A 21,477-nucleotide genomic window follows, 5' to 3' on the forward strand; every position below is an offset into this window, starting at 1 on the left:
CCCCCTCCCTAATACTCGCGGGTTACCTCCCGCAGGACCTGCCACCAGGCTTCCGGGGGCACCTCGCAGTACCTGCGGGCGCCGGCAGAAAACTCGTATCCCGGCAGGGCCTTTTTGCGCAGGATCTCCGGGCCGTTTCCCTGCAGGGCCTGGTAGAGCGCTATGATCTGCCCCACCCCCAGGTTTGTCTCCACGCCGGTGGTGAAGATCCAGAGGAGGCGGGGCAGCTTCACGAGCACCGGCGGCTCAATGAGCCTGGCCGCCAGGGCCCGGATTTCCGCCTGCAGGTCCAGGCGCTGTGCGGTGTAGGTGCCCTCAAAGACTTCCAGCAGGGAGGTTTTCTTACCGTCAATGGCCAGGGGGCCGAGGGCCTCGCTGGTGCGGGCCAGCGTTTCCTGGCTCACGTCCACGTAGTGGGTGATGGGAATGCCGAAGCGCTTTTCAAGGTAGGCGGTGACCCCTTCCCTCCCCGCGCGGTAAAAGAGCTCCTCCAGTGTGGCGGCACCGCCTTCGCGGACCAGGGCGTTGACGGGAATGGAAACTATGCCCACCGGCTTTTTGTGTGGGGTGATGCTCATCAGGGTGACGGCCTTGAGGCGGGAGTGATCGGTCCAGAAGATGAGCACGTTAACGGCCTGGTCTTCGCCGGCGCGCGCCGCCCGTGCCGGGCCCAGGAGGAAAAGGGCTGCCAGCAAACCGGCTAGAAAGCGCATGAGCTTGCAAGGCCCCCTTTGGCTCGCACAGGTATCAGTTTGGCATGGGAGGGAGCATTTTATGCGGGGCGCATATTGACAGGGAAGGGGGAGGGGGTTATACTGGAAAAAGATTCGCTGCCATGATAGCATATTAACATATTAAATAGCTAAAGGAGGCCGCAAGATGAAGCTGCGCCTGGGACTGCCCAAAGGGAGCCTGCAGGAGGCCACCTTCCAGCTCTTCAAGCGGGCGGGCTTTAACCTGGCGGTAAGGAGCCGCTCTTACTTTCCCAGCGTGGACGACCCTGAGCTGGAGGTAGTCCTCATGCGCGCCCAGGAAATTCCCCGCTACGTGAGCGAGGGGATGCTGGATGCGGGCATCAGCGGGCTGGACTGGATTATGGAAAACGAGGCCGACGTGGTGGAAGTGGCCGAGCTGGTCTACTCCAAGCAGACCGCCAATCCCATCCGGCTGGTCCTGGCGGTGGCCAACGACAGCCCCATTAAGACCGTGCAGGACCTGCAGGGCAAGCGCATTGCCACGGAGCTGGTGCGGGTAACCAGGAAGTTCCTGGCGGAGCACGGCGTGGAGGCCTTTGTGGAGTTTTCCTACGGCGCCACGGAGGTAAAGGTTCCCCACCTGGTGGATGCCATTGCCGACCTGACGGAGACGGGGGCTTCTTTAAAGGCGCACAACCTGCGGGAGATTGCCACCATTCTTGTCTCCACTCCCCGCCTCCACGCCAACAAGAAGGCCTGGGCGGATCCCTTTAAGAGGGAGAAGCTGGAGAACCTGGCCGTGCTCCTCCAGGGGGCCCTGCGGGCGGACGCCAAGGTGGGCCTGAAGATGAACGTGCCCCGCGGGGCGCTGGCGGAGGTGCTGGCGCTTTTGCCGGCCATGAAGCACCCGACCATTTCCCAGCTGGTGGACAGCGAGTGGGTGGCCGTGGAGGTAATCCTCGACGAGAAAAAGGTGCGGGACCTCATCCCGGCCTTAAAGCGCGCCGGCGCCCAGGATATCATTGAGTACCCCCTTAACAAGGTCATCCCTTAAAAAAGGCGTGCGGGGGAGGTTATAGGCGGAAAGGAAGAGAATTACTCTTTAATAAAGGCTTTTGCCGGGGGTGATCGGCTGTGGGACAGAAAGCGGAGGTCATCGCCCGCCTTTTTTACCCCCGGGCCGTGGCCGTAATCGGGGTGACCGCCTCCCCCGAGCGCGTGGGCTACAACCTCCTGGAGAGCATTGTTTCCGCCGGCTTTAAGGGGCGAATTTATCCCGTTCACCCCCGGCTGGAGACGCTGGCCGGGCTGCCGGTCTACCGCTCTCTGGAAGAAGTGCCGGGCCCGGTGGACCTGGCGGTGGTGGGGGTCAACCAGCTGGCGGCCCTGGAAGTGGTGGAGGAGTGCGGGCGGAAAGGGGTAAAAGGCGTCGTCCTGGTGGCCGGGGGCTTTAAAGAGACGGGCCCGCAGGGAGAGGCCCTGGAGAAGAGGCTGGTGGAAGTGGCGCGGCGGTACGGCATGGAAGTAGTGGGCCCCAATACCCTGGGGCTGCTCAACACCCACGCCGGCTTAAACGCCACCTTCTACCCTCTCGGGGAATTGCCGCGGGGCAGCGCCTCTTTTATTACCCAGAGCGGCGGGGTGGGACTGGCCATCCTGCAGAAGGCCCGGGATGAGGGGCTGGGCATCGGCAAGTGGGTAGGGGTGGGAAACCGCAGCACGCTGGAGCCTGCCGACTACCTGGAATACCTGGCGCAGGACGAGAGCACCTCCGTCATCGGCCTTTTCCTGGAAGGCACGGAGGACGCCGGGCGCCTGGCGCGGGTGGCCGGAAAGGTGGCGCGGCAGAAGCCCGTGGTGGTCTACAAGGTGGGGCGTTCGGGGAGGGCGGACTTTGCGGCCCTTACCCATACCGGCAGCATGGCCGGGAGCTACCGCATGTACCGGCAAATCTTCGGCGAGCAGTTCGGCCTTCTGATGGTGGAGAATACCCTGGCCATGGTAGCCGCCTGCAAGGCCCTGGCCCTGGCCCCTCGCCCCGCCGGGAACGGCGTGGGGGTGGTTACGCACACGGCAGGCCCTAGCATCGTCTTTCTGGACGAAGTGGCCATGGGGGGAGGGGTTTTCCCCGCCTTTGCGCCGGAAACAATGGAGAAAATCAAGGGGATCCTGGGAGAAAATCCCCCGGTGGTGTTAAAGAACCCCCTGGATGCGGCGGGGCAGGGAATGCAGGCCGCCACCTTTGGCCGCCTGCTGGAAGCGGTGGCGCAGGATCCCGGGGTAAACTTGCTGGCGGCTATTTTCTGCCAGCACAGGCACTGGCGCTGCCCTACGCCGGAGATCCTGGCCGTCAGGGAGCGCTACGGCAAGCCCGTGGTGGCCCTTTACATTGCCGCCCTGGATGAGGTGAGGCCGGAGAGGGATATCCTGCAGGGCCGCGGGGTGCCCGTTTATCTTACGCCCGAGGAGGCGTCGTGGGGGGCCACCGCGCTCATCCACTACGCCTTGCGCCGGGGAGAGGGGGAATAAAGATGGTCGCAGGGGAGATCGTGGCTGCTGCCCGCCGTGAAGGCCGCCGCATTTTATGCGAGGACGAGGCCAAGGAGGTGCTGCGCCGTGCAGGCGTACCGGTGGTGCCTTGCCGCCTGGCCGCAAGCGAGGATGAGGCCGTGGCCCTGGCCGAAGAAATGGGTTACCCGGTGGTTTTAAAGGTGCGCTCGCCCCTTATCGTGCACAAGACGGAGGCAGGCGGCGTGGCGCTGGACCTGCGGGGGGAGGCGGAAGTCCGCCGCGCGTACCGCGGCATATTGTCCCGGGCGGCGGCGCTGGACCCCCGGGCCCTGGTCAGCGTGCAGCCCATGGCCCCGCCGGGGAGGGAAGTGATCGTGGGGGTGACCGGGGATCCTCACTTCGGGCCCGTAATCATGGCGGGGCTGGGGGGAGTGCTGGCCGAGATCCTCGAGGACGTGAGCTTCCGCCTCCTACCGGTGGCGCGAGAGGAAGCCGTGAGGATGCTCCGCTCCCTCCGGGGGTACCGGCTGCTGGCGGGTTACCGGGGCGTACCTCCTGCCGACATCGAGGCGCTGGCGGACTTGCTGGTGAAGGTATCGGGGCTGATGGAGGCCCACCCGGAGATTGGAGAGCTGGACTTAAACCCGGTGCTGGTGTACGAGCGGGGGCTCGTGGTGGCCGATGCCCGCCTGGTGCTGGCCGGGTAAGCGTTGCGGGATGCGGTTAGACTATGGCCAGGGGAAAATCAAGCGAAAGGGTTTGAGGAAATGATTCCCTTGCGGGACAGCATAAGGCCCCGCCACAGGCCTTTTATCAACTGGCTTTTAATTTTTGCCAACCTGCTCGTGTTCATAAAGGAACTCGGACTTACCCCGGCAGAGCTAAACCACCTCTTTTACCGCTGGGGGGTCATCCCCGCCAGGGTGGTTCACGACCTTGCCGTGGGGGCTCCCCTCGAGCCCGTAATGGTAACTTTCGTGACGGCCATTTTCTTGCACGGCGGGTGGGTGCACTTCCTGGGCAACATGCTCTACCTCTGGGTTTTCGGGGATAACGTGGAGGACCGCCTGGGCCACTTCCGCTACCTCCTCTTTTACCTCCTGGCCGGCGTGGCGGGCAACGCCGCCCACGTGCTGGCCAATCCCGCTTCCCCGGTGCCCGTGGTGGGGGCCAGCGGGGCCATCGCCGGCGTGCTGGGCGCTTACTTCGTTACCTTCCGGCGCTCCAGGATCCTGGCCCTGGTGCCGGTCTTCTTTTTTGTTACCCTCATGGAGGTACCGGCGGTCATCTTCCTGGCCCTGTGGTTTTTCATCCAGCTTTTCAACGGCGCGGCGTCGCTGGGCGGCGCGGCCAACCCGGTGGCCTGGTGGGCCCACATCGGCGGCTTTGTGGCGGGCATGGTGTTAATTAAAGTGATGGCCCCCCGCTTCCGCCTCTACAACGACTACCCGCGGTGGTAGGCGTTTACCGCCAGGAACCAGAGCGCCCCCAGGGCCGCGCAGGCCGGCAGGGTCAGCGCCCAGGCCAGGGCCATCCTGGCCACCGTATCCCGGTTTACCCGCCCCCTCCCGCGGGCCAGGCCCGCACCGGTGACGGCGGAAGAGACGACGTGGGTGGAACTGACGGGAAGCCCCCATAAGGTGGCGCCCAGTATGACCAGCCCGGCGCTGAGGTCGGAGGCAAAGCCCGTCGGCGGGTCCAGGCGGGTGATGCCTTTGCCCACGGTGCGGATGATGCGCCATCCCCCGCAGGAGGTGCCCAGGCCCATGGCCAGCGCGGCCAGGAGCTTTACCCACAGGGGGACGGCCAGCGCTTCCAGGTAGCCCGCCTGAAAGAGGGCCAGGGTGATTACGCCCGCCGTCTTCTGGGCGTCGTTGGTGCCGTGGGAAAAGGCCTGCAGGGCGGCGGCCAGGCGCTGCCAGGACTTAAAGGCCGGGTAGAGGGAGGGCCCGGGCCGGCCCAGGGCCTTCATGACCGCAAAGCCGGTGCCCGCGGCCAGGAGGGGGGAGAGGGCTAGGGACCTGAGGATGCGCGCCAGGCCCTCCGCGTTGACGGCGGCGGGGCCGCTTGAGGCGAGGGCGGCCCCGGCCAGGGCCCCCACCAGGGCGTGGGAGGAGCTGCTGGGCAGCCCCCAGAACCAGGTGAGCAGGTTCCAGGTGATGGCCGCCAGCAGGGCCGCCGCCACGGCTCCGGGATGCTGGGCCGCCGGGTCACACACCCCCTCGGCAACGGCCAGGGCCACGCCGCTGAAAAACAGCGCCCCCAGGAAGTTCATGGCCGCGGCCAGCATGATGGCCCGGCGGGGCGTGAGCGCGCCCGTGGCCAGGGAGGTGGCCACCGCGTTGGCCGTGTCGTGAAAGCCGTTTATAAAATCGAAAACCAGGGCCAGGAAAAGGATTGCCGGGAGCAGGAGCCATTCCACGCCGCCGCTCTCCCCGCACATTATACCTACATATACCGTACATACCTTTTCCTGGATATATGCCCTGGTTTAATTTAAATTTTTTATATATCGCTTAAGCCTTGCCGCACCCGTTCCTCTACATAGGCAAAAAAGTCCTCCAGGTCGGGCATGACCGCCTCCCGGGCGGCTGTGATGAGGCGGGCCGTCCTTTCCACGTCAATGCGGATGCGGTGCCGGGAAAACATCTGCACGTCGTACTTGGCGGCCAGCTTTTCGGGGGTGGGGCGGGCGACCTCAATGTAGTGCAGGAAGTTGTGTATGCGCCGGAAGAGGAGCTGGGGGTCGAGGCCGTAAAATGCGGCCACCCGGCTGCTTACCTTGGCCAAAAGCCCCCGGTCGCCGAGGGCGGCGGCCAGGGCCCTCCCGTAGCGCTCCTCCTGGCCGATGTGCAGTTCAATGCCCATCTCCACTATGTTGTGGCTCTTCCACCAGCCCAGGGAAGGGGGCAGGTTGCAGGCCACAATGGTTTCCTCCACCAGCGCGCGTGCCTTCTCAAAGCAGTAACCCCGCTCGTAGTGGAGGAACTTCTCGTCCCCGTAATAATCCAGGCCCTTGGGGGTCACGCCGTGGGTGATGACTCCCCGCGCAAAATCGCGCAGCTCGGGGTCGCCCGCTAAGGCCTCGTAGAGCTCTTTCCCCCGCCCGTGGCTTTCGGTGCGGCTGGCGGTGAGGCCGGCCACTATGTCGGGGAAAATGCTCCCCAGGGCCAGGGCCAGGGAGAGGGTGCCGCAGACTCTCTGTGCAAAGTAAACATGGGTTTGCGGGTACAAGGCCTTTTCCCCCGGTGGCTTTCCTCTGGGGAGATCCATATTCGCCCCAGGAGGTCCCCTTTCCTTTAAACCTTCATGAACCTTCACGCCAGCGCTTTTAAGAAGAGGTAGCCCAGGCAGCCCAGGACCAGGGCCAGGGCGCCAAAGAGGGCCTTTACCTGCTTTCTGGTGCGGGCGAGCTCCTGCTCTGCCCGGGCCAGGCGCCCCTCCACTTCGCGGCCCTTTTCTTCTACCCTGGCCAGCCACGACCTGGTAGGGGCGACAAAGCGGTGCTTTATGGTTTCGGCCAGGGAATCCACCACTTCCCTTTTCTTTAAATCCTCCGCAGGGCAGCTCACCGCTTAACCCTCCCCAGCGCGGCGGAGGGCGTCCCGCAGGGCGGAAAGGGTAACCACGGGAGCCTCCGCAATCCTTTTCTCCAGCTGGCCGAGCAGCTCCCGGGTTTCGCGGTGGAGCGCCACCTGCTGCTCCTGCATTTCCCCCACGGCCAGGGCGAGGCGGTTTATTTCGCTGATGAGGGGCACGAGCAGCTTGTCGCGGAAGCCGGCCAGGACCTCTTTTATTAACTCCTGCAGGGAGTCGTCGGGTGTCACCGTCTTGAAATCCATGGGGCGCCTTCCTCCCTTCACAGTTGCTCCACGGCTCCTTTAACCAGGTGGAGGAAGCGGGCCAGTTCCTGGCGGGAGTTGTGCTTTAAGAGCTGGGCTACCTCCCGCTCCAGGTCCGCGAGGAGGTGGCGCTTGATCTCCTGGCCCGTCTGGCTGCTTATTTCCCGGATGATGTTTTTCAGCCTTTCCTCAAGGATGCGGGCGTTTTCCATATGCGGTAACCTCCTGGCTTGGCAAGCATGTGCTGGATTTCCGCCAGTTCCTGGCGGTACTTGGCCAGCGGGGCGGCAGGGATTGTATCCAGGAATTCCCTTACCTGCAGCAGGCGGCGCTGGAGGATCTTTTCGCCCCGCTGGGCAAGGACCATTTGTTCCAGGCGGCGCAGCAGGTGCTTGAAGGCAAAGTTGCGGGGGTCTTTGAGGGCTTCCCTGGCGGAGAGGAAGTGGATTTCCGCCCGGGAAGCTAGGGCGATTTCCCGGCGTAGGTAGCCGGCTATGCGCTCCCTTTCCCGGTGGCTTAAGACGTCGGCAAAGTTCACCACCAGGAGGCAGTTGTCCTTGAAGGCGGCGCTTTCCCGGTCCACCTGCTCCAGGAGCTGCCGGTGGGTGGGGGAGAGGACGTGCCTGCCGTTAAAGAAGACCAGGTGGACGTCGCTCTTGCCGAGCCACCGGCCGACCAGCTGCAGGTAGCGGGTGTGCACGGAGTCCAGGCCGGGCGTGTCTATGAAGGTGGCCAGCTTCAGCGGCTCGGCGGGGTGGCCGATCTCCACCTTTTCCAGCAGCATGGCTTCCCGGGAGGTGAGCAGCTGCCGGAAGCGGCTGAGGTCCCGGGGGTCGTCCAGGCAAAAGAACTCCTTTCTGGGCCGGTAAAAGGTCAGGCGCACGGCAGCGGCGGCGCGCGCGGCTCGCCTGGCCGGCAGGGAGCGGGCGAGGGTTAAAGCGGTGCCCGGCGCGCGGGGGACGGCTAGGGCCGGGGGCCGGAAGAGGTTTCTGGTTTGCTCCAGCCAGTGCCCCAGCTGCGTGAGGCTCACGGGGAAAAACCTGTTCCCCGCGAGGACTTCCACCTGCCGCACCTGCCGGAGAAAGCCGGGGTCTTCTAGCCACTTTGCCAGGGCGGCCATTTCCTCCCGGCAGGGGTAGGCCTCCCCGCCGCGCTCGGCAAGGAGCGGCAGGGTCACCTGCTCCGGGAAGCTGGCTGCGGCGGCTTTCTCGGCCGCGTGGTGGAGGTGCGTAAGGCAGGGGGTGGTGGGGCAGTCCTGCACGGGCAGTAGTGGTTCCCCGAGTAGGGCGTTGGCAAAGGTGCTTTTCCCGGCCGAAAAGGGGCCCCAAATGGTGATGAAAAAGGAATCGGCGGCCAGGCTGCGGGCCACTTCCTTTAAGGGCTCTGCGTTCACGGAGGGCAGGGCCGCCACATCTTCGAGCAGCCGGCGGAGGAGGTCCAGCAGGCGCTCTTTTAGGAGCGCGAAATTGACGGTCTGGAAGCCGCCGTCCCCGCCGGCGGAGGTGGCGAGGGGCGGGGAGGCCTCCTGGCCGTATCCTTCCAGCTCCCTCAGGAGGGCGGTCTTCTGCGCGTGCAGCTTTTCCCGCCGTTCCCTCAGCGAGATGATGGTTCCGGCCCGGCGGCGGATTTCCCAAAAAGTGCAGAGGAATTCCGCGTTGCTTTCCAGCGAGGCGGCCCTCTTCAGCTGCCGGGGAATGGCCGCATCCTCTTCCCGGCACTTTTCCTCCAGGCGCCGGGCGCTCGCGAGTTCTGCTTCCACCTCCAGGAGGAGGCGGAACTTTTCCCGCCAGGCCTCCTGCTTCGGGTGCAGGTAACGAAGCGGCACCTCCCGGCCCCATATTTCCCCCAGCGCCGCCCGGGTGGCTTTTAAAGCGCTGCCGTCCGGGGAGCCGTAATTGGCGTTGATCCAGAAAGAAAGCTTTGTGTACAGGTGGGGAAGGAGGCCTTTCAGGTGGTGTAAAATGTAGCGGTCCTCATCCCCCAACCCTCGCTGGTGAAAAAGGTAGAGGATCAGGTCGGCGGATTCCGCCACCTCTTTCAGCCAGCCAGGCTTCCTTCCGGCTTCGATGCCCGGCGTGTCGATGAGCGTGGCCTTCTCCAGCCACGGGTGCGGCAGGGAAACCTCCACCTTTTTAAAGTGCTCGCCCGGCGCCTTTAGGCGGCGGGCGAACTCCCTGCGCTCCGAGATTTCTTTGGGCGTTCTGGCGTAAAATACGGCGCGGAAGGTTTCCCCGTGGCGGAAGATGAGCGGGCAGGGGGTGGAGGGCAGCACGTCTACCGGCGAGAGTTCTTCCCTCAGGAGAACGTTAACCAAGGTGGACTTGCCGGTTCCGGTGGTGCCCATGAAGGCGATGACGGGGGCTATGTGTCCGTCGCCCTTCATTTTTTTGCACGCTCCCCCAGTTTTGCTTAATTGGTATATATTTTGGGGAGCAGGCAAATATGACCGGCTTTTTCAGTGGGCAATGTTGGCCAGGGTGAGCAGGATCTCCAGAGCAAAGAGCAGCACGATGGCCGCCTCCAGGAGGGTGGACTGCTGGTTGATCACCCGGTTGCTGAGCATGGTATAGTTTTGCATGATCACCGAGAGCTTGCGCTCGATGCTCTCCACCCAGGCGCGGGTGCGGAAGACGGAGAGGGCGGCCCCGTACACCCGGGCATAGTAGACGTCCTCCGTAACCTTGATGGAGTTCTGGATCCTTTCCAGGATCTCGTTGATGTCCACCACCAGCTCCATGAGCCGGTTCATGATGTGCCGGTAGTAGCCCAGGCGGCGGAGCTGCGTGGCCCGCTCGGCTTCCTCAATGTCATCGTACATCTTGCCCATTTCCTCGCTGAGCAGCTTGTCGTAGTAGCGCAACTCCACCAGCTGCGTGAGGGCAAATTCCAGGAGGTCCGGTATATCCTGACTGCCCGCGGCGTCGTAAACCAGCGCCGAGGCCCAGGTGATGATGGCCATGTCGCCGGGGCCGTAGGAGAAGGTGTGCTGCAGGGTTTCCTTGCGCACCTGGGGGCTGACCGGATCGGGATCGGCCAGCAAAAGCGGCACCGGGTCCCACTCCTCGCGCCACTCCTGGAAGAAAAAGAGGGTATAGTCCTCCTCTGCGTTCCGCGTCCCCGGGCGCACCATGGCCGCGCTCAAGATGCCGGTTATTTCCTTCAGCTTGCCTTCGAAGATGGCGTTTATTTCCCTTGCGGCCTGCTGGTTTTCGTCCAGGAAGACGGCCAGGTCCCGGATTTCCTCGTAGCCAAAGTGGGGAGGGATCAGCACGTGCATGACCAGGCTGATCACGCCTAGGTCGTAAATTTTCCCCGCAAAGCGTACCTGGAGCGGGCGCCCGCCCACGGCCACCACGTCCTCTCCCAGCTCCACCGTAACCGGAGGATTGGGGATGTGGACGGCCCTTAAAGGGAGGCGGGAGAGGCGGAGGCGGGAAGTGGGCTTGGTGTGGGCCAGCAGTTCCTCCACCTTGTTCAGGTTTATCTCGTCGGCCACGTCGAAAATGCGGTAGAGCCAGATGGAGTTGGGCACTTCCCTTACCACCTTCCGGAAACGGTCAAGGAATATTATACCCTTGACACGCCAGCTGTGTTAATCATATAATAGCCTATGGGTAGCGTGTCGGAGTGGCGGAATTGGCAGACGCGCACGTTTGAGGGGCGTGTGGGAAACCGTGCGGGTTCAAGTCCCGCCTCCGACACCACTCTAACATTAGCCACGGGCCGAGGAGGAGCCTCGGCCCTTTTGCTGCAAGTAAAAGGGCATAGGGGGCGTTTTGTTGTTCGGACAGGATATTTCACCCCTTTTAGAGCAAAGGGTGGAAAAATGGCAATCTTTTTTTCATGGGGTAGCTGTTTCCACACCGGTGGTGGTAGGATACCTGGCCATTAGCGTGGCCTACGGTATTTTAGCCCGGCAGGCCGGCCTGGGGCTGGTGGAAACCGTGCTCATGTCTACTTTGGTTTATGCCGGTTCGGCCCAATTCATTGGCGTCGGCATGCTGGCGGGTGGGGCCAGCGCGGCGGCCATCATTGCCACTACTTTTCTGGTCAATCTCCGGCACTTGTTATACAGTGCCTCCCTGGCACCTTATCTCCGCCGGGTAGGCATGGCCCGCCTGGCCGGCCTGGGATTTGGCGTGACCGATGAAACCTTTTCTCTTGATATCGTTGAACTCTCCCGGGGACCTAGGTCGACTATGTTCTTGGCCGGCGTACACCTGGCGCCATATCTGGCCTGGAATACTGGTTCCCTTCTTGGCGGACTCCTGGGCGGCTTGGTAGGTGGCATTCAACAATTAGGCCTGGACTTTGCCTTACCCGCTATGTTCATTGCTCTCTTGGTACCCCAGGTAAAAGACCGCCTGCTGGCCGTTACCGCCTTGGTGTCCGGCCTGATATCCCTTATCTTGTCCCTCTTTGTGCAGAGCAGCTGGAACGTACTCCTGGCCACGCTCCTTGCGGCGTCCTTTGGAATGGGGTGGAAAAAATGGCGCAACCATTGTGGGTAATCATCGGAATGGCCTTGGTTACATATATTCCCAGGGTGTTGCCTCTGGTTATACTTTCTCGCAGGGAGATTCCTCCCGGCTTGCGCTGCTGGCTACAATTTGTTCCGGTTTCGGTACTTTCAGCGCTGTTGGTTCCCGGCCTCTTGGTTCAGAATGGTCAACTGGCTCTCCAGCTGAATAACCATTACTTGCTGGCAGCCATTCCCTCATTTCTAGTAGCCGTAAAATACAGGAATATCTTTCTTACCGTCTTTTGCGGTATTGTTTCCCTTATGGTTATTCGGGCGTTACTTTAAGTGGTTGCCGGCTGCCAGGTTTGGTGTTCTTGATAATGTGAACCGTTCGCCAAAGTATTTGGGTCCCGGCCCGGTGCTTGTGAAAAAATAGCCGAGCCAAATCGACAATTGGAGGGGGTTCTCTTTTCTTTTTGCGCCCCCTTTTTTATAATAAGGCCTAACCCCGTCGGAGCCGGGATTACGGACAGCAGGGAGTGAGTGCGATGCGGGAGTGGCTGAAGGCATTGATCGCCAAGTACTGGGAGGAGCCGTTTTGCCAGGCCGAGCTGGCCCGCGCGGAAATGTTACTGAAAGAGAGAGGCCGCGAAAAGGTAAAGCTGCGGGTGCTGAGGGGCCATAAAGGCCGTAAAGAGAAAAGGCCCTGCCTGCAGGGCCGCGTGAGCGCAGGTTGAGCCGCCTTACCAGAAAGTCCGCCGCTGAAGGCCCCGGCTTTTAAGCCTGGGGATGAAAGCGGCGGCCAGGTGTGCTAAAATGGAAGCATGAGGCGAACAAACGTTGTCCGGGTTTTGCCCGGTAAGCAACAAAGGCAAGTGCTCGAAACCATCGGGGACCGCTGTGCTGCCCTCTGGAACGCCGTCCAGTACAGGTGCAGGCAGGCCTTCTTTAAAGGAGAACCCGTGCCTTCATATGCGGCTCTGTGCTCCGAGTTCAAGGAGCACCCGGCGTATCGTGCCCTGCCCGCTCACATAGGGCAGGAGGTCATCAAGAAAGCGAGGAAGGCGTGGGACTCCTTCTTTGCTTGCCTGCGGCTGTACCGGAAAGGCGAACTGGAGAGGCCGCCGCGCATACCCCGCTACTGGAAGGACCGCCGCACGGGAAAGCGTACGTTCTGCGTCATCCCCGTCAAGGCGCCCACGTCCTACGCGTTGGACTCCCGCACCCTCTCCCTCACACTACCGCGGGATCTCCGGGAAAAGCATGGAGGCCGCCTGGTCCTGCATACGAAGGGCGTCTTGCGCTTCCACGGTACCCCCAAGACCTTGGAACTCAAGTACGACCGGGTGAAGAAGCGCTGGTACGCCCACCAGGTTGTGGAAGTGCCGGAACCAGCGAGAAAAACCCGGCCCGAAAAATACGCCGCTTTAGACCTCGGCGCCAGGGTGCTGGCAGCTCTGGCCGTCGAAGGCCTGGACCGCCAAATCCTCTTCTCCGGCCGCGAAGTCTGGAAGGACTTCCTGTACTGGACTAAGCAGATAGCAGAAGAGCAATCCAGGCTTAACCAGGCCGGGCGTAAAACCTCCCGGCAACTGAGGAGGCTCTACCAAGTTCGCACCCGCAGGCTCAAACACGCCTTTGTCGCCCTTGCCGCAGAAATCGCACGCATCCTCAAGCAGCACCGCGTGACCACGCTGTTCCTCGAAGACCTGACGGGCATCCGGGAAGACATGGACTTTGGGCCGAAGAACCTCCTGGTGCACAACTTCTGGGCCGTGAGACAGCTGAGAAACCTCATCGAGGCCGCCTGTACGCGGGCCGGGATACGGGTAGTGCCCGTGGAGCCGCGCGGCACCTCTTCCCGGTGTGCCGTCTGCGGTTCCCCCGTCAAGCGTCCCGCCAGGTATAAGGTGGTGTGCGAAAGATGCGGCTGCGTCTGGCACGCCGACGCCAACGCGGCGCTCAACATACTGCTTTGGGGCTCCTCGAAGGGGCACGGGGCGGAGGCCACGCCCCTGAAGCCGCTCGCCCTCCGGTGGGACCGCCACCGGTGGGTGAGCCGCTTCGAATCTGCCGCCGGTACGCTGTATGCGACGAGCGGTAGCCGGATGGCGGCGCGAGCCGCCTGAAGGAATCCCCGGGTTTTAACCCTGGGTGAGGAAGTCAACAAAGGCGGTTTTATCATTTTGGGGTGGCTTTTTAATTGTTTTCCCGGCAGGGAAGCTTCCGGCTGCGCCGGCGGTACATCTGTAAAAAAGCGTGGCTTAGGGGGTACGGGCCCCGCTCGAAGCGGGGGCAGGGGAACTCCGGGCAGTCCCGGGAGCAATAATCGACGCCCCGGCTGATGGCGCAGGCCAGCACCGGGCAGCGGAAGCCCAGCCGTTCCTGGGCCCCGATCTTGAGGCGGGCTTCAATGGTGTTGCCCGGGCCGCAGGGCGCACACTCTCCCCGGTGGTAGAGCCCGCACGCGCTGCAGGCCAAGCCGCAGGGTCCGACGTGCATGGCCGGGCACACCTCCGTCTCCGCGGCAGCCAGGGGCTAGGGCAGCCTGATGATTTCTCCCCTCACGCCCCCGGGGCCGACTTCCAAGATGCCGTAGGAGTTGTAGGGGGCAAAGCGCCTGTCCAAAAGGCTGCCCGGGTTAAAAAAGAGCACGCCGTCTTTAAACTCGTTGCGCGGGCAGTGGGTGTGGCCGTAAACGATAACGTCCACGCCGGGCAGCAAGGCCATCACCCTCTTTTCAATGCCCAGGGGGCTGCCGGAGCCGTGGGCGACGCCGAACTTGTAGCCCCCGGCCTCAAAGACAGCCGTGGCCGGCAGCTTTTCCCTTACCTCGGGGTAGTCCATATTCCCGTGGACGGCAATGACCCTGCCCATCCTGCTCAAGTCTTCATACACACAGAGGGCCACCAGGTCCCCGCAGTGGACGATAATATCCGCTTCCCTGAGCACCTTTTCCATGCCCGGGGGCAACCAGTTTCCCGGGCGCTTCACATGGGTATCCGCTATGACCACAATGCGCATCCTTGCCCACCTTGTTTAAAGGTTTCGCTCCCTTACCTTCTGCCACTCCTCCAATTCCAGGAAGCTACCGGCTACGTTGCTTTCCATTTCCAGGAACATTTTATAGGGCACGGCAAAGGATAGCAGGTCTTTTTCCACGTGTTTGCGGGCGGAGATGTCGGTGAGGCCGATGACCGCCCGGGGGCGCTCTGCTTTGGCCTCATGGTACGGGAAGAGGAAGATGGTGTGGCAGCCTGCCCCAAAAGGAACGATTACGCTTGGCTCCCCGCCGCGGTCGTAGTTGGCCAGCACCGCCAGGGCCGACAGCTGGTCGCCGTTGGCCAGGAAGACCACCACCTCGGGGGTTTCGCCCTCCGTAACCTGCTCCAGGGGCTTAAAGATGACGTAGGTGGTGGGCACTTCGGTATAGGGGAGGGCATCAATAAACTTTTTGGCCACCTCCGGGTTCTTGAAGTATCGTTCTCCGTGCTCCAGCGCCGGCATGTTGCGCACCAGGTTTCTGGCCGCTTCCGACCGGCAGAATTCCTTATTCCCGGTGGAGAGGAAATACTCAATGCCGCCCGGGAAGTTGACGTAGAGGTTGCCGAAGCCGAGGCCGACGCCGCCGCCAAGGCACCCGTAAGTCTTGCGGTCAAAGACGGCTGTTTTCCCTCTCGCCGCGGCCATGAACATGGCCACCACGCACCCCCAGCGGCCCTCTTTAAACTGCAGGGCGTCCGGCGGTTTCTCGTTAGAAAGGAGGATGGCCACCGGGGAGTACCTCAGGTTCAGGGCCCTCGCAATTTCGCTTTGCATGTGGCCTTCACCCCCGCGGGAAATGTCTTGTGGTATATTCGCTGGCATGAAGGGGTGCTCCTCCTGAAAAAACAAAATAACCAGTGCCTTTGCAACACTGGTCATTTTGTGGACTTTTTGGCTTTCCGCGCGGACTCTACCACTGCCCAGTCCGAGGCTTGTGGTGCCTTGGGGAGGGCCGGATTCGAACCGGCTCAGGTGTTTGCGCACCTGTTTTACTGGACAGGTAGCCGGTAAATCAGCAAGCTACTCTCCAGGCGTGTCGCCACCACGCCGCCACCCCACACGAGGTAGTGCATATCCCTTCAGGCATATTCTTTTAACATAAAATAAAAAAAAAGGCAAGAGGCCTTATTTTTCCATCCTTTTCGTGATGCACCACCCCGGGGAAAAATAAATGGTGCCGAAGGCGGGAGTCGAACCCGCACGGGGTGTGAGCCCCACCGGATTTTGAGTCCGGCGCGTCTGCCAGTTCCACCACTTCGGCACACTGCTAAAAAACATCATAGCACAGCCGGGAGGCAGTGTCAATTGTCCCGAGGAGGGTGCCTCTTCGGGGTACCCGCGGGTGCTAGGAGCATGCGGCCTGGGCCATGGTGGGGCGCTTGTTGCTGCGCACCCAGATTTTCATTTTCTCCGCCTCTTTAATCAGCTCCTCGCGGAAGTCCGGGTGGGCAATGTTGATAAGCGCTTCCGCCCTTTCCCACGTGGACTTGCCCTTGAGGCAGGCGATCCCGTACTCGGTGACGATGTACATGGCCATGGCGCGGTGGGTGGTGACGATGGTGCCCGGCTCCAGGGTGGGGCGGATGCGCGAACGCAGGCGCCCGTCCTTGTCGGTGTAGGTGGAGTGGAGGGCAATGAAGGACTTGCCGCCGCGGGAGAGGAAGGCACCCTCACAGAAGTCAACCTGCCCGCCTGTGCCGCTTATGTGCCGCGTGCCCAGCGATTCGGCTGCCACCTGCCCGTAGAGGTCTACCTCCAGAGCGTTGTTGATGGAGACCACTTTGTCGTTTTGCGCAATGATGCGCGGGTCGTTGGTGTACTTGACGGGGTAGGAGGCAACGGCGGGATTTTCGTGGAGGAACTCGTAAAGCTGCTGGCTTCCCAGGGCAAAGGTAAAAACCATCTTGCCGCGGTCGATGTTTTTCCTGTAGCCCGTGATGCGCCCGCTCATGTACATCTCCATGAAAGCGTCGCAAAACATTTCGCTGTGCACGCCCAGGTCTTTGAGGTCCGAGCGGGCAATGAGGCTGCCAATGGCGTTGGGCAGGGCGCCGATGCCGAGCTGAATGCAGGCGCCGTCTTCAATTTCGCCGACGATCAGCTCGGCAATTTTCTGGTCGGCGGCACAGGGCGGCTGGTTAGGCACGGGCACCAGCGGCCAGCTGGCTTCCACGATGTAATCCACTTCGGAGATGTGAATGCATTCCTCCGTGCCGCCGGGGACCCGCGGGATGTGGGGGTTGACTTCCACTATACGCACGCGGGCCCTCCGCAGGGTCTCCAGGGTGTAGACGTTGTGCAGGCCGAAGTTGAAGAAGCCGTGCCTGTCCATGGGGGAGACGGCCACCATGGCCACGTCCGGAGGCTCCACGTAGCGGTGATATTCGGCTATTTCCCTGAAGAGAATGGGCGTGTAGTAGGCCAGCCCGAAGTCGTGCATTTTGCGGTCGATGACGGTGAAGTGGCCGCTGGTGTAGATGAAGTGCTCCTGGTGCGGGTCTGCCTGGACGACGGCGGGTACGCCGCTGACCCGGGCGGCAGAGCGAATTTTGACGTCCCGGAGCTCGTTTTTCCTGCGGGCCAGGGCCTTGTCCAGCTCCACCACCTGGCCGAGGAAGGTTCCGTAGTCGATCCAGGTGCCGGACCTCACCGCCTTTACCGCCTCGTCGGGGGTTCTCAGCTTTTCTCGGTATTCCCTGGCGAAGTTCGCGCTCATAGACGGTGCAACTCCTCCCTGCGGTTGCCTTGGTTTTAAAGAATAGCCTGTTTTCGGCAATTTTGACGATTACAGTTATTGCCGCATTTTTAACAACGCAAATTTTATGCCGAAAGTAAATAGCCTGAAATTTTTAAGTAGGAGAGGTGACGAGGGAGGGAACCGTCCTCTGGCGGCGACACGCCTTTCGGCGCGAAGCAGGCTTTTGGCGGCTGGCGGGTGTGGCGGGAGAGCAACACCGTCCCTTTCCCGCGACGCCTGCGTTTGGGAAACTAGAGGAGGCGGTGCTTTTTCAGCTTTCGGTAGAGCACGGAGCGGTGTATTTTCAGCATTCTCGCGGCCTCCTGCTTATTGTTTTGGGCCAGGGAGAGTGCCTGCAGGAGGATGTTTTTCTCCGCCTCGGCCATGGCCTCGGCAAAAGTCCTGCCCGGAAAGGAGCCCCTTGCCTGCTTGAAGTGCAGGCGTTTCAGGAGCACGGGAAAATCCTCCGCGTCCAGGACTTCGCCCTCGCAGAGGTTTATGGCCTGCTCGATCATGTTGACCATCTCCCGCACGTTGCCGGGCCAGTCGTACTGCCGGAAGAGTTCCAGGACGCGCGGCGTGACGCCCTTCACGGCGGTGCCCAGACTGCGGTTGAGCCGGTCGATAATGTGGTCCACCAGCAGCGGTATGTCTTCTTTGTGCGCGCGCAGGGGCGGGGTGTTGATGAGCACCACGTTCAGGCGGTAGTACAGGTCCTCGCGGAAGATCCCGCGCGAGGTGAGCTCTTCCAGGTTGCGGTTGGTGGCGGCAATAACCCTGACGTCGACGGTGATGGGCCTGGTGCCACCGACCCTCTCGATTTCTTTCTCCTGCAGCACCCTGAGCAGCTTGGCCTGCATGGAGCGGTCCATGTCGCCAATCTCGTCCAGGAAAATGGTTCCGCCCTGGGCCAGCTCGAACTTGCCCAGCTTTCCACCCCTGCGGGCGCCGGTAAAGGCGCCTTCTTCGTAGCCGAAAAGCTCCGATTCCAATAGCTCCGCGGGTATGCAGGTGCAGTTGACGCGGATAAAGGGGCGGTGGCGGCGGGAGCTGGCGCTGTGGATGGCGTGGGCCACGAGCTCCTTGCCCGTACCGCTCTCGCCGGTAATTAGCACCGTGGAGTTGGTGCGGGCCACCCGCAGGATCTTGCTTTTCAGGCTTTGCATGAGCTGGCTGTTGCCTACGATGTGTTCGATGGTGTACTTGGCCTGTTGCGCTTTTTGCAGTTCCTGCCGGTACTGGTCCAGTTCCAGTTTGAGCTGCCTGATCCTGGCCATAAACTCTTTTACCAGCGAGAGGTCGTCCTTGAAGACGCTCCGCCCCAGGCAGCCGATAACCCTGTCGCCGTCGTATATGGGCAGGCGCTGCACGACGACCTGACGCCCCTTGATTTCCCAGATCTCGCCGAACTGCGGCTGGCCGCACTGCATCACCTCAAGCAGCCTGCTCTGCGGCATCACTTCCTTGATGTGGCGCCCGAGGAGCTTCTCTCTTTTCTCCCCCAAGAAGTCGCAGTAGGCCTGGTTTATAAAGCGGATAATCCCCTCCGCGTCGACGAAGATGGCGGCTTCGTGGGGGTTGTCGAGGAGGCAGGTGGCCAGGCGGCTATCAATGGGGCAGCCCATGGCTCTTCTCACCCCGGTATGCGGCCTGCTTGGTTTTGGGCTTTATGTTATCTTTCTAGGAGCGCCGTTCTCTTTCCTCTGGAAGCGGCTGCACGTCCCGCCCGGAGGCCTATTAATTTCTTCTTGCCAGCGGTGCCGGGGGGAGTTAAAATAGGTTAAAGGCGCGGAGGCATAAGCGGCATGCTTTCCGCGAAGAACTATACTAGCCGCAAGCGCCGTTTTTGGGAAGGAGGGTAAGCCAAGTGCGGGAAAAGGTGGAGGAGGTCCTCAGCAAAATCCGCCCGGCCCTGCAGCGGGACGGCGGCGATGTGGAGCTGGTGGACGTCAGCCCCGAAGGCGTGGTCAAGGTGAGACTAAAGGGTGCCTGCGGTGGGTGCCCCATGTCCACATATACGCTAAAGCTGGGGATTGAGCGGTCGCTGAAGCAAGCGGTGCCCGAAGTCAAAGAAGTAGTTCAGGTTTAACAAGCGGTTCCCGTTGGGATTTTGCATGCACATCCTCTGCGCGAGCAGAGGTTTTTTTTCACAGGGGGGAGTTGGGTGCAGAAATTTAAGGTAGCCGTCTGCCAGATGCGGGTGGCGGAAAGCAAGGAGGAAAACCTGGGCCGCGCGCGGGAGATGATTGCCCGGGCCGCCGCCTCCGGCGCGCGCCTGGTGGTGCTGCCGGAGATGTTTAATTGCCCCTATGTGGCCGCGCTCTTTCCCTCCTATGCTGAAAGCTATCCCCAGGGCCCGAGCCTCCGGATGCTCTCCCGGGCGGCCCGGGAGGAGGGAGTCTACCTGGTGGGCGGGTCCATCCCGGAAGAGGAGGGCGGCAAGATCTACAACTCCAGCTTTGTCTTTGCGCCGGACGGCACGCTGCTTGGCCGCCACCGCAAGATGCACCTTTTTGACGTGGACCTTCCCGGGGGGTTGCGGGTAAGGGAATCCAGCACTTTAGCCGCGGGTAGCGGGGTAACGGTGGTACCCTGCGAGTTCGGGCCCCTGGGCGTGGCGGTCTGCTATGACGTGCGCTTTCCGGAGCTCATGCGGCTGATGGTTTTGAAAGGAGCCCTGGTGGTGGCCGTCCCCGCCGCCTTCAACATGACCACCGGCCCGGCCCACTGGGAGCTGCTTTTCCGCCTGCGCGCGGTGGACAACCAGGCGTACTTCATCGGCGCTTCCCCGGCCCGGGACCCCGGTGCGGCCTACGTGGCCTACGGACACTCCCTGGTGGTGGACCCCTGGGGGCAGGTGGTGGCCCGCGCCGGGGAGGGCGAGGAGATCCTCGTGGCCGAAGTGGACCTCGCCCGGGTGGAAAAGGTGCGCCGGGAACTGCCGCTCCTGCGCCACCGGCGCGAGGACGTCTACCGGCTGGAGCTTTTAACGGGGTGAGAGCATTGCTGACCCTCGGCATTATCGGCCTGCCCATGGTGGGCAAGACCACCGTCTTTAACCTCCTCACCAGGGGCAACGCCCGGACTTCCCGCTTCATGAGCTCCCGCGCGGAGGTCAACGTGGGCGCGGCCCAGGTGAAGGACCGCCGCGTGGCCTTTTTATCCGCCCTTTATAGACCCCGCAAGACGACCTACGCGCAGGTGCAGTGCAGCGACGTGCCCGGCCTGGTGCGCGGTTCCAGCGAGGGCATGGGTCTCGGCAACCAGTTTTTGGAGGCCATCAGGAATGCGGACCTGCTGGTGCACGTGCTCAGGGCTTTCCGCAACCCCGCGGTGCTCCACGTGGAAGGGGACGTCGATCCCTACCGGGACTTTGAAACGGTGCGGCTGGAGCTTTTGCTGGCCGACCTGGAGCTGGTGGAAAGGCGCATGGAGCGCATCAGGAGCGGCAAAAAGATGAGCAAGGAAGCCGCCTTTGAGCTCGAGGTGCTCGCCAAGTGCTTGCAGGCCCTGGAAAACGAAATTCCCCTGCACCAGGCGGGCCTTACGGAGGAAGAGAGGCTGGCCCTTAGGAACTACAGCTTCTTCACCGAAAAACCCATGATCCTCGTGGTAAACACCGACGAGGAGCAGTTTAAGAGCCGCCGGTATCCGGGGCAGGAGAAGGTGGAAAGAATAGCACTGGAGAAGGGCCTGAAGGTCTTCACCATCTGCGCCCAGCTGGAAATGGAAATAGCCCAGCTCCCGCCGGAGGAGCGGCAGGCCTTCCTTTCCGACCTGGGGGTGGAAGAGCTGGGCTCAGAGCGCCTGGTGCGTGCCGCCTACGAGCAGTTGGGCCTCATTTCCTTCTTTACCGCCAGCGAGGAGGAAGTGAGGGCCTGGACCGTCCGCCGCGGCACTACGGCCAAAAAGGCGGCGGGAAAGGTGCACTCGGATATGGAGCGGGGCTTTATTAGGGCGGAAGTGATTTCCTTTGACGACCTCTTCCGGGCTGGTTCCATGGCCAGGGCGAGGGAAAGCGGCCTGGTGCGCCTGGAAGGCAAAGATTACGTGGTGCAGGACGGGGACGTCATTTACTTTCGCTTTAACGTTTAGGGGGGATGGCGGTGCCGGTCAAAGTAGAAGTGTGGGGCAGCTATGCGGCCGACGGCTCCGGGCGCCCGGGGTGATTGCCCGGGGGGAACT

Annotated in this window: 24 protein-coding genes and 3 tRNA genes; 12 read left to right on the top strand and 15 right to left on the bottom strand. The window is 62.2% G+C overall.

From position 1 onward, the window contains the following. Positions 1–8 precede the first annotated feature (8 nt). Positions 9–713, bottom strand: a complete 705-nt coding sequence (locus tag G454_RS0100740; RefSeq protein WP_027717030.1) for an LCP family protein — start codon at positions 711–713, stop codon at positions 9–11. A gap of 166 nt (positions 714–879) precedes the next feature. Between G454_RS0100740 and hisG the strand changes: the two genes are divergently transcribed. The 4 genes from hisG (at position 880) to G454_RS0100760 (ending at position 4,666) form a co-directional block, all read left to right on the top strand. Beyond that, the gene (gene hisG, locus G454_RS0100745) at positions 880–1,749 is read left to right on the top strand and encodes an ATP phosphoribosyltransferase (RefSeq protein WP_027717031.1); all 870 of its coding nucleotides are present in this window, start codon (positions 880–882) and stop codon (positions 1,747–1,749) included. A gap of 80 nt (positions 1,750–1,829) precedes the next feature. Continuing rightward, on the top strand, positions 1,830–3,224 hold the full coding sequence (locus tag G454_RS0100750) for an acetate--CoA ligase family protein (protein WP_027717032.1): 1,395 nt from the start codon (positions 1,830–1,832) through the stop codon (positions 3,222–3,224). 2 nt (positions 3,225–3,226) lie between these two features. Beyond that, complete coding sequence (locus G454_RS0100755; RefSeq protein ID WP_027717033.1) at positions 3,227–3,913, top strand: acetate--CoA ligase family protein; 687 nt, start codon at positions 3,227–3,229, stop codon at positions 3,911–3,913. Positions 3,914–3,973: 60 nt separating this feature from the next. Further along, entirely contained in the window at positions 3,974–4,666 is a 693-nt protein-coding gene (locus tag G454_RS0100760; protein WP_027717034.1) for a rhomboid family intramembrane serine protease, read from the top strand. Here the strand turns inward: G454_RS0100760 and G454_RS0100765 are convergent. From G454_RS0100765 to G454_RS0100795, 7 genes are all read right to left on the bottom strand, one after another. Then, a complete protein-coding gene (locus G454_RS0100765; protein WP_027717035.1) occupies positions 4,651–5,628 on the bottom strand; it encodes an inorganic phosphate transporter in 978 nt (325 codons plus the stop codon). The two genes, G454_RS0100760 and G454_RS0100765, sit on opposite strands and share 16 nt — an antisense overlap. A gap of 83 nt (positions 5,629–5,711) precedes the next feature. After that, complete coding sequence (locus G454_RS0100770) at positions 5,712–6,440, bottom strand: hypothetical protein (RefSeq protein ID WP_027717036.1); 729 nt, start codon at positions 6,438–6,440, stop codon at positions 5,712–5,714. 83 nt (positions 6,441–6,523) lie between these two features. Further along, positions 6,524–6,778 carry a hypothetical protein gene (locus G454_RS0100775; RefSeq protein ID WP_027717037.1) on the bottom strand — a complete coding sequence of 85 codons (255 nt, stop codon included), beginning with the start codon at positions 6,776–6,778 and terminating at the stop codon, positions 6,524–6,526. A gap of 3 nt (positions 6,779–6,781) precedes the next feature. Further along, on the bottom strand, positions 6,782–7,048 hold the full coding sequence (locus tag G454_RS0100780) for a hypothetical protein (protein WP_027717038.1): 267 nt from the start codon (positions 7,046–7,048) through the stop codon (positions 6,782–6,784). A gap of 17 nt (positions 7,049–7,065) precedes the next feature. Next, entirely contained in the window at positions 7,066–7,260 is a 195-nt protein-coding gene (locus G454_RS0100785) for a hypothetical protein (RefSeq protein WP_027717039.1), read from the bottom strand. Next, a complete protein-coding gene (locus G454_RS0100790) occupies positions 7,227–9,431 on the bottom strand; it encodes a dynamin family protein (protein WP_027717040.1) in 2,205 nt (734 codons plus the stop codon). Before G454_RS0100790 ends, G454_RS0100785 begins: the two co-directional genes overlap by 34 nt. A 72-nt stretch (positions 9,432–9,503) precedes the next feature. Further along, positions 9,504–10,580: a hypothetical protein gene (locus G454_RS0100795; protein WP_027717041.1), complete on the bottom strand. Its 1,077-nt coding sequence runs from the start codon at positions 10,578–10,580 to the stop codon at positions 9,504–9,506. 89 nt (positions 10,581–10,669) lie between these two features. On the opposite strand from G454_RS0100795, the gene G454_RS0100800 reads away from it, so the two are divergent. From G454_RS0100800 to G454_RS0100815, 5 genes are all read left to right on the top strand, one after another. Continuing rightward, positions 10,670–10,752: transfer RNA gene (locus G454_RS0100800), tRNA-Leu, on the top strand. A 162-nt stretch (positions 10,753–10,914) separates the two neighbouring features. Next, positions 10,915–11,559, top strand: coding sequence for an AzlC family ABC transporter permease (locus G454_RS0100805; protein WP_169719289.1), 645 nt, complete (start codon positions 10,915–10,917; stop codon positions 11,557–11,559). Between the two features lie 8 nt (positions 11,560–11,567). Next, positions 11,568–11,855 carry an AzlD domain-containing protein gene (locus G454_RS22675; protein ID WP_245574259.1) on the top strand — a complete coding sequence of 96 codons (288 nt, stop codon included), beginning with the start codon at positions 11,568–11,570 and terminating at the stop codon, positions 11,853–11,855. A gap of 203 nt (positions 11,856–12,058) precedes the next feature. Then, positions 12,059–12,247 carry a hypothetical protein gene (locus tag G454_RS0100810; protein ID WP_027717043.1) on the top strand — a complete coding sequence of 63 codons (189 nt, stop codon included), beginning with the start codon at positions 12,059–12,061 and terminating at the stop codon, positions 12,245–12,247. A gap of 114 nt (positions 12,248–12,361) precedes the next feature. Next, entirely contained in the window at positions 12,362–13,639 is a 1,278-nt protein-coding gene (locus tag G454_RS0100815; protein WP_245574260.1) for an RNA-guided endonuclease InsQ/TnpB family protein, read from the top strand. Positions 13,640–13,709: 70 nt separating this feature from the next. Here the strand turns inward: G454_RS0100815 and G454_RS0100820 are convergent, their stop codons facing one another. The 7 genes from G454_RS0100820 to G454_RS0100845 form a co-directional block, all read right to left on the bottom strand. Beyond that, positions 13,710–14,012 (bottom strand): DUF3795 domain-containing protein, encoded by a 303-nt coding sequence (locus G454_RS0100820; RefSeq protein ID WP_027717045.1) that lies wholly within the window; start codon positions 14,010–14,012, stop codon positions 13,710–13,712. Between the two features lie 36 nt (positions 14,013–14,048). Beyond that, entirely contained in the window at positions 14,049–14,534 is a 486-nt protein-coding gene (locus G454_RS0100825) for a metallophosphoesterase family protein (RefSeq protein ID WP_027717046.1), read from the bottom strand. 15 nt (positions 14,535–14,549) lie between these two features. Beyond that, positions 14,550–15,329, bottom strand: coding sequence for a DUF169 domain-containing protein (locus tag G454_RS0100830; protein WP_027717047.1), 780 nt, complete (start codon positions 15,327–15,329; stop codon positions 14,550–14,552). 169 nt (positions 15,330–15,498) lie between these two features. Continuing rightward, positions 15,499–15,612, bottom strand: a tRNA-OTHER gene (locus G454_RS21245). Between the two features lie 115 nt (positions 15,613–15,727). Continuing rightward, positions 15,728–15,816, bottom strand: a tRNA-Leu gene (locus tag G454_RS0100835). An 84-nt stretch (positions 15,817–15,900) separates the two neighbouring features. Further along, complete coding sequence (locus tag G454_RS0100840; protein WP_027717048.1) at positions 15,901–17,271, bottom strand: acetyl-CoA hydrolase/transferase family protein; 1,371 nt, start codon at positions 17,269–17,271, stop codon at positions 15,901–15,903. A gap of 272 nt (positions 17,272–17,543) precedes the next feature. Then, complete coding sequence (locus G454_RS0100845; RefSeq protein ID WP_156896602.1) at positions 17,544–18,929, bottom strand: sigma-54 interaction domain-containing protein; 1,386 nt, start codon at positions 18,927–18,929, stop codon at positions 17,544–17,546. A 230-nt stretch (positions 18,930–19,159) separates the two neighbouring features. Between G454_RS0100845 and G454_RS0100850 the strand changes: the two genes are divergently transcribed. From G454_RS0100850 to ychF, 3 genes are all read left to right on the top strand, one after another. Further along, positions 19,160–19,381 carry a NifU family protein gene (locus tag G454_RS0100850; protein ID WP_027717050.1) on the top strand — a complete coding sequence of 74 codons (222 nt, stop codon included), beginning with the start codon at positions 19,160–19,162 and terminating at the stop codon, positions 19,379–19,381. Positions 19,382–19,456: 75 nt separating this feature from the next. Further along, positions 19,457–20,290: a carbon-nitrogen hydrolase family protein gene (locus tag G454_RS0100855; protein ID WP_027717051.1), complete on the top strand. Its 834-nt coding sequence runs from the start codon at positions 19,457–19,459 to the stop codon at positions 20,288–20,290. Continuing rightward, the gene (gene ychF, locus G454_RS0100860; RefSeq protein ID WP_169719290.1) at positions 20,287–21,387 is read left to right on the top strand and encodes a redox-regulated ATPase YchF; all 1,101 of its coding nucleotides are present in this window, start codon (positions 20,287–20,289) and stop codon (positions 21,385–21,387) included. Before G454_RS0100855 ends, ychF begins: the two co-directional genes overlap by 4 nt. Positions 21,388–21,477: the final 90 nt, after the last annotated feature.

The organism is Desulfovirgula thermocuniculi DSM 16036, assembly GCF_000429345.1.
GTDB lineage: Bacteria > Bacillota > Desulfotomaculia > Desulfotomaculales > Desulfovirgulaceae > Desulfovirgula > Desulfovirgula thermocuniculi.